This is a genomic window from Rhodoplanes elegans (assembly GCF_016653355.1).
Taxonomy (GTDB): Bacteria; Pseudomonadota; Alphaproteobacteria; order Rhizobiales; family Xanthobacteraceae; genus Rhodoplanes; species Rhodoplanes elegans.
Genome location: NZ_NHSK01000125.1, coordinates 1 through 7461, shown reverse-complemented (window position 1 = coordinate 7461; position 7461 = coordinate 1). Strand labels below are relative to the sequence as shown.

7 protein-coding genes are annotated in these 7461 nt (G+C 70.3%); 5 read left to right on the top strand and 2 right to left on the bottom strand.

Annotated elements, in window-relative coordinates:
- A partial coding sequence (gene coxB / locus CCR97_RS16330; RefSeq protein WP_244670488.1) for a cytochrome c oxidase subunit II occupies positions 1 to 796 on the bottom strand: 796 nt, incomplete at its 3' end.
- A gap of 496 nt (positions 797 to 1292) precedes the next feature.
- Between coxB and CCR97_RS16325 the strand changes: the two genes are divergently transcribed.
- Both CCR97_RS16325 and CCR97_RS16320 read left to right on the top strand, forming a co-directional pair.
- Positions 1293 to 1877 carry an invasion associated locus B family protein gene (locus tag CCR97_RS16325; RefSeq protein ID WP_111357984.1) on the top strand — a complete coding sequence of 195 codons (585 nt, stop codon included), beginning with the start codon at positions 1293 to 1295 and terminating at the stop codon, positions 1875 to 1877.
- Between the two features lie 99 nt (positions 1878 to 1976).
- Positions 1977 to 3236 carry a lytic murein transglycosylase gene (locus tag CCR97_RS16320; RefSeq protein WP_244670487.1) on the top strand — a complete coding sequence of 420 codons (1260 nt, stop codon included), beginning with the start codon at positions 1977 to 1979 and terminating at the stop codon, positions 3234 to 3236.
- Between the two features lie 148 nt (positions 3237 to 3384).
- Here the strand turns inward: CCR97_RS16320 and CCR97_RS16315 are convergent, their stop codons facing one another.
- Positions 3385 to 4185, bottom strand: a complete 801-nt coding sequence (locus CCR97_RS16315; protein WP_170145900.1) for an IclR family transcriptional regulator — start codon at positions 4183 to 4185, stop codon at positions 3385 to 3387.
- 441 nt (positions 4186 to 4626) lie between these two features.
- Here CCR97_RS16315 and CCR97_RS16310 point away from each other — a divergent pair, with 441 nt between their 5' ends.
- Genes CCR97_RS16310 through otsB form a run of 3 tightly spaced genes read left to right on the top strand, consistent with a single transcriptional unit; the run spans position 4627 to position 7214 of the window.
- Entirely contained in the window at positions 4627 to 4893 is a 267-nt protein-coding gene (locus tag CCR97_RS16310; protein ID WP_170145901.1) for a hypothetical protein, read from the top strand.
- Positions 4890 to 6431, top strand: a complete 1542-nt coding sequence (locus CCR97_RS16305; RefSeq protein WP_201159651.1) for an MFS transporter — start codon at positions 4890 to 4892, stop codon at positions 6429 to 6431. Before CCR97_RS16310 ends, CCR97_RS16305 begins: the two co-directional genes overlap by 4 nt.
- An 18-nt stretch (positions 6432 to 6449) precedes the next feature.
- Positions 6450 to 7214 carry a trehalose-phosphatase gene (gene otsB / locus CCR97_RS16300; RefSeq protein ID WP_111360478.1) on the top strand — a complete coding sequence of 255 codons (765 nt, stop codon included), beginning with the start codon at positions 6450 to 6452 and terminating at the stop codon, positions 7212 to 7214.
- Positions 7215 to 7461: the final 247 nt, after the last annotated feature.

Here is a 7461-nt window from a genome sequence, read left to right as displayed (position 1 = left end):
CCGCGATCGGCGCGTCGGCGGGCGGCGGCACGGCGGCGTACTTCTTCTTGGCGTCCTCGACCCAGGCCGTGAAGGCCTGCTCGCTCACCACCCGCACCGCGATCGGCATGAAGGCGTGATCCTTGCCGCACAGCTCGGAGCACTGGCCGTAATAGACGCCCTCGCGCTCGGCCTTGAACCAGGTCTCGTTGAGACGACCCGGGACGGCGTCGATCTTGATGCCGAATGACGGCACCGCGAAGGCATGGATCACGTCGGCACCGGTGACCTGCACGCGCACCACCTTGCCGACCGGCACCACCATCTCGTTGTCGACGGCGAGCAGACGCGGCTGGCCGGGCTTCAGCTCGCCCTCCGGCACCATCAGCGAGTCGAACTCGAACTTGCCCTGGTCCGGATAGGCGTAGCTCCAGAACCACTGCTTGCCTGTCGCCTTCACGGTGACGTCGGCCTGCGGCGTGTTGAGCTGGACGAACATGATGCGGAACGACGGCACCGCGATCACGACGAGGATGATCACCGGCACCACGGTCCACAGCACCTCGATCAGCGTGTTGTGGGTGGTGCGCGACGGCGTCGGATTGGCCTTGGCGTTGAAGCGCAGCGTGACGACGACCAGGAGAAGGAGAACCAGCGCGACGATCGCCGTGATGATCCACAGCAGCAGGTCGTGGAACCAGACCACGTCCTTCATCACCGGCGCGGCGGCCTCCTGCATGCCGAGCTGCCAGGGCGACGGCTGGCCGAGACTGGCCAGGGCCGCATCGGGCCCGGCGAGGCCGCCGAACCCGAACATCGTCACGGCGGCCAGCGCCACGCAAAGCACTCGGAGAACACCCGTCATCGTGGTCACGGCTCCTTCGTCGGCGGTGGAAACAGGCGGCCCGTCCGGGCCGTCGTCACAACGGGGCGAAAAGCACAGGTCCAAAACCGGATGAAGTCGGGAGGTTCCGCGGCGCACACAGCTCGGGCGCACTGACGGACAGCCTCGACGGCACCGGGGGTTTGTACCGCGATTGAAACTCTTCAAACCACAAATCCGCCCCACTCGCAATGTGCCTGCACGGGGGATCGCGCAGCGACGACGCAATTGCAGCATGACACCGCACCGGCCGCACGGGCCGGGCGCGGCCGACGCCGCCGAAACCCCCGGTGCAGCCGTCGCGCCGATGACGTAACTTAGCCTCGGGACCACGTGATTCCGTTCCCCTGGACGATCGCGACGGTCCACCGATCCTGACACGTGCGGCAGCCGACATGGTGTTGCCGCACCGTCCGCAAAGGAGCCCGCGATGGGTGCGTACTCGCTTCGACAGACCGCCTTCGCGGCCGCGCACGTCGCCCGTTCGATGCCGCGCGTGCCGGCGACGCGGCGTCTCGCCGGCGCCTGTCTGGGGCTCGCGATCGCCCTTCTCGCGTGCGGTGCAGCAGTCGGTCCGGCGGCCGCTCAAGGGGCCGTGCGGTCCGTCCACGAGGACTGGCAGATCCGCTGCGAGACGCCCCCCGGCGCGCAGTCCGAGCAATGCGCGCTGTTCCAGAGCGTGGTGGCCGAGGACCGCGCCAATGTCGGCCTCACCGTGCTGGTGCTGCGCACCGCCGACCAGAAGACCCGGCTGATGCGCGTGCAGGCGCCGCTCGGCGTGCTGCTGCCGGCCGGGCTCGGCCTCAAGGTCGACAATGTCGACGTCGGTCGCGCCGGCTTCGTGCGCTGCCTGCCGCGCGGCTGCTACGCCGAGGTCGTGCTCGACGAGACGCTGATCAAGCAGTTCCGCTCCGGCCAGACCGCGACCTTCTTCATCTTCCAGACGCCCGAGGAAGGCATCGGATTTCCGATGAGCCTGAAGGGATTCGGAGATGGATTCGACAAGCTGCCTTGACACCGCCGCCGTGAAGCGACCATCACGCCGCCGACGCATCGTCGCGGCTCGTGATTCGGACGCGCCCGATCGGGACCGCGCGAATCGCAGGAGATGCTCATGATCTCGCCCGCTCCGCGCTCGTTCGCCCCGCCCTCCTCCGGGCGTGCCCGCCGGCGCGCCGGCGCGATCCTCGTGACGCTCGGACTGACGCTTGCCGCCGGCCCGGCCCTCGCCCAGGCGCCGTGTCAAAATACCGGCCGATTCGAGGACTGGCTCGCCCGCTTCAAGCAGGAGGCCGTCCAGCAGGGCATCTCGCGCCAGGCGATCGCCGCGGCGGCGCCGTATCTCGTCTACGACCAGCGCATCGTCAATATCGACCGGGGCCAGAAATTCTTCGCCCAGAGCTTCCTGCAGTTCTCCGACAAGGTGCTGCCCGCCTACCGGCTGCAGAAGGGCGCCGAGCAGCTGAAGGTCCACGCTGCGCTGTTCGCCCGCGCCGAGAAGCAGTTCGGCGTGCCGGGGCCGATCATCGTTGCGTTCTGGGGCCTGGAGAGCGACTTCGGCGTCGCCATGGGCAAGGACCACGCGATCCGCTCGCTGACGACGCTCGCCTACGACTGCCGCCGCTCGGAGATGTTCCGCGGCCATCTGTTCGACGCGCTGCGCATGATCGAGCGCGGCGACCTGCGGCCCGACGAGATGGTCGGCTCGTGGGCCGGCGAGCTCGGCCAGACCCAGATGATGCCGTCCGAGTACATGAAGCACGCCATCGACTGGGACGGCGACGGCCACCGCAACCTGTTGAAGAGCGTCCCCGACGTGATCGGCTCGAGCGCCTCCTATCTGCAGGAGCTCGGCTGGCAGCGCGACGAGCCGTGGATGCGCGAGGTGAAGGTGCCGGCCAGCATGCCGTGGCAGGAGGCCGACCTCGCCATCCAGCACACGCACGCGAAGTGGTCCGGCTGGGGCGTCACGTTGCGCGACGGCAAGCCGCTGCCGTCCGGCGGGCCGCCCACCTCGCTGCTGCTGCCGATGGGCCGGCTCGGGCCGGCGTTCCTGGTCTATCCGAACTTCCAGGCGTACCTGAAATGGAACGCCTCGCTGGTCTATGCGACCACGGCCGCCTATTACGCGACGCGGCTCGCCGGCGCGCCGCCCATGTCGCGCGGCGCCCCCGACATCCCGGTGCTCAGCCAGGAGCAGGGCAAGGAGCTGCAGGAGCTCCTCAACCGCGCCGGCTTCGACGTCGGCACCCCGGACGGCAAGATCGGCGCCGGCACCCGCGCCGCCGTCAAGCAGGCGCAGCTCAAGTTCGGCCTGCCGGCGGACTCCTATGCGACTCCCGAGCTGATCGCCCGCCTGCGCACGGGGCGGTGAAGGATCCCACCACCGGTCGTCCCGGGGCGGCGCGAAGCGCCGAGACCGGGACGCATACGCACTGCTTGTCGTGAGCCACTTGCACCGGGACCATGGATTCCGGGCTCGCAAACCTTTGGTTCGCGGCCCGGAATGACGGAGCCCAGGTTCACCGCGCGACGCGCACCCGCGGGCGGCTGGCCTGGCCGTCGGCGTCGTCGGCCTGCATGGCGGTCTCGATGTCGCGTGCCGCGGCGATCACCAGCGGCGCCAGCCGGGCGCGCAGCGACTCGTCCCAGCGCGCCTTCGGCACCAGGAAGCTGAGGCTGCCGAGCACGGCGCGGCGCGGGCCGAAGACCGGCGCCGCGATGGCCGCCCGGACCTGGTCGACGTCGCCGGCCGCGGTCGTGTAGCCGGCGCGCCGGAACGCCGCGAGATGGCGGCGGAAGTCGTCCCAGGAGTGGCCGAGCCCGGCCGCCGCGATCTCCTCGGCATTCGCCGTGAACAGCGACTTCAGCGTCCGGTTGGGCAGGTGCGCCAGGATGATCTTCGAGGTGGCGCCGCGGAACAGCGGCATCGGCCGGCCGCGCTGGAAGACGATCGGCTCCTGGTGGCCGGTGCCGATCTCCTGGTGGACGCACATCACGCGGTCGTGGAACAGGCGGCAGAGAATGACGGCGCCGCCTTCGGCCGCCTGCTGGACCAGGTTCGTCATGATGCCGCGGGCGGCGTTCAGCATCGGATCGCAGAGCTGGATCTGGCGGTCCATCTGGATGATGGCGGGACCGAGCGTGTAGCTCGCGCCCGACACCGGGCTGATCAGCCCGGCCCGGGTCAGCCGCTTGAAGTAGCGATAGGCCGTGGTGGCCGAGACGGCGAGCTCGCCGGCGGCGTCCTCCACGGTCCATTCGGGCCGGTCCATCGTGAACAGGCCGAGCACCGCGAGCAGCCGATCGCCACTGCTGGGCAATCCCCCTTCGTCCTTGCTGCGGCCCCCACCCTCGCCGCGTGCGGGAGTCGGATAAGACACGGTCGTCACCCCCCGAAAAAGCGTTACTTGATCAGTGTTGCCACAACCTGGAGACGATTCAAGCTTTTCTTTCATGGAATGCAACTTTAACTTACATTTACATAAGTTGAAAACGGTTTGCTTTGATCTGGAACAGGTTTTCCTGTGGCATCGACTCGGCGTCTTGTGGAGCCAACGGCCCGCACGGACGCCGGAAACGCGGCGCCACAATTTGGACGCGCACCCCTCCCGGGCGCCCCGTCGCGGAACGTTACCGCCGCCTCGCCGTTCTGATGACGGCACCGCGGAACCCTCGCGGTGCAGGTCAACGAACCGAATCGGGCGACCCGCGTGCACGAGTTTAACCCTTCACGACCGGATGACGACCGCGAGATTGCACTGTTGCACACGGCGACCGTGCAGTCGCCCGCGCCGCCGCGCCGTCCGGTCGACGATCCGACGCCGGGACCCGCCGATCCGGGCCCGCTCGACGACCCGCCGCCGACCCGCCGGAACGACCCGATCGAGGAGCCGCCTCCGAACGAGGACGAGCCCGGCCCGATCGAGGAGCCGCCGCCCGGCCACGAGGACACGCCCGACATCGACGACCCGATGCCACGGCCGGAGCCGCCGCCCCTGCACGTGATGCCAGCGGGCGCGCCGGCATGACGGCGACGGTCGCAGCCGACGGCGCCCCGCCCGGGCCGACCGCCACGGAGCCGCACGGCGCCGCGCCGCACGGCGCCGCGCCGCACGGCGCCCCGCCACTCGGCGTCGCGCCACTCGGCGCCGTGGTCGAGACCGACCTGCCGGCCCGGCTCGACCGGCTGCATTGGGGGCGCTTCCACACGCTGGTGATCGCCGCGCTCGGCATCACCTGGATTCTCGACGGGCTCGAGGTGACGCTCGCCGGCACGCTGGCCGGCGCCCTCAAGGAGAGCCCGGTCCTTCGCTTCAGCAACGCCGATGTCGGCTTCGCCACCAGCGCCTATCTGCTCGGCGCCGTGATCGGCGCCGTCGGCTTCGGCTGGCTGACCGACCGGCTCGGCCGCAAGAAGCTGTTCTTCCTCACGCTCGCCGTCTATCTCACCGCCACCGGCGCGACCGCCCTGACCTGGGACGTGTGGAGCTTCGCGGCGATGCGCTTCCTCACCGGGGCGGGCATCGGCGGCGAGTACACGGCCATCAACTCGACCATCCAGGAGCTGGTGCCGGCGCGCTATCGCGGCTTCACCGACCTCGTCGTCAACGGCAGCTTCTGGCTCGGCGCCGCCGCCGGCGCGCTCGGCTCGATCGTCGTCCTCGACCCCGCCGTGATCCATCCCGAATACGGCTGGCGCCTCGCCTTCCTGATCGGCGCCGCGCTCGGGCTCTTGATCCTGCTGATGCGGATGTGGATTCCGGAGAGCCCGCGCTGGCTGATGACGCACGGCCGCCTCGCCGAGGCGGAGGCGATCGTCGCCGGCATCGAGCGCCAGGTGGCCGGCCACACGGGGCGCGCAACCGACGACCTGCCGACCGTGCGGCTGCGGGTGCGCCGCTACACGCCGTTGTCGGCGGTCGCCGAGGCGCTGCTGGTGCGGCACCGCGACCGCGCCCTGATCGGCCTCGTGCTGATGGTGGCGCAGGCGTTCTTCTTCAACGCGGTGTTCTTCACCTACGCGCTCGTGCTGACCGACTTCTACGACGTGCCGATCGGCACGGTGGGCTGGTACATCCTGCCCTTCGCGGTCGGCAACTTCCTCGGGCCGCTGCTGCTCGGGCGTCTCTTCGACACGCTCGGACGACGCCCGATGATCGCCTTCACGTATGCGGCGTCCGGCATCCTGCTCACCGTGTCGGGCGTCCTGTTCCTGCAGGCGCAGATCACCGTCGTCCAGCAGACCATGGCCTGGAGTGCCGTGTTCTTCTTCGCCTCGGCGGCGGCGAGCGCCGCCTATCTCACGGTGAGCGAGACCTTCCCGCTGGAGATCCGGGCGCTCACCATCGCGGTGTTCTACGCGCTCGGCACCGGCATCGGCGGCGTCGCCGGGCCGTGGCTGTTCGGCGCGTTGATCGATTCGGGCTCGCGTGCGAGCGTGTTCGCGGGTTACCTGTTCGGGGCGGCCCTGATGGTCGCGGCCGCCGCCGTGCACTGGCGGTTCGGCGTCGCCGCGGAACGCAGAAGCCTCGAAGACGTGGCGCGGCCGCTGACGGCCGTCGATTGAGCGCCGTGGAGTGCCCAGATGACCCGAGCCGACACCATGACGTCCCCTGCCGACGCGATCGACCTCGACGAGGTCGCACTGCTGCTCGACATCGACGGCACACTGCTCGACTTCGCCGACACGCCGCGCGAGGTGTGGGTGCCGCCGACTCTGCGCCGCACGCTCGGCGGCCTCCTGGCCCGCACCGGCGGGGCGCTAGCGCTGGTCAGCGGCCGCGTGCTCGCCGATATCGATCTCCTGTTCGCGCCGCTCGAGCTGCCGGCCATCGGCGGCCACGGCGCCGAGCTGCGCGTCGCGCCGGGCGAGCGATCGGATCCGGCCCGCACCCCGTCGCTCGACCCGATGGTGAAGCGCAAGCTGGCCGGCGTCGCCGAGCTCGGCCGCGGCGTGCTCATCGAGGACAAGGGCTACTCGCTCGCTTTGCACTGGCGCCTCGCGCCCGACAAGGGCGTCGCCGTGACGGCGATGGTGCAGAGCATCTGCGAGTCCTTCCCCGATCTGCCGCTGGAGGCGATGCCCGGAAAGGCCGTGATCGAGGTGAAGCCGGCCGCCTTCGACAAGGCGAGCGCCGTCGCCGAGCTGATGCGGCTGCCGCCCTTCGAGGGCCGGCGGCCCGTGTTCGTCGGCGACGACGTCACCGACGAGCGGGTCTTTCCCATCCTGCCGCCGCTCGGCGGCTTCGGCTTCGCGGTCGGCCGCGACATCCCGGGCACGGCCGGCTCGTTCGCCGGCCCGGCCGCGGTCCGCGCCTGGCTCGACGGGCTCTTGGAGCGGGGGGCGTAAGGTGATCCGCCCGCGTCACTGCCCGTCTTTCACCTCTCCCCGGCGGGGAGAGGTCGGATCTCGCGCGACGGCGCGAGATCCGGGTGAGGGGGTGCCGAGGCCTCCATCAGCGCCGTAAACCCTTGTAACTCTGATTGTCGCGACTCGCGTAGTCTGCGGGCCGCGGTGACGGGCGGGAGCCCGGGAGCCCCTGGGCCAGGTCAGGCCGTGGGTGAGCATGGTGCCCCGCCCGTCGTTCCATCGAACC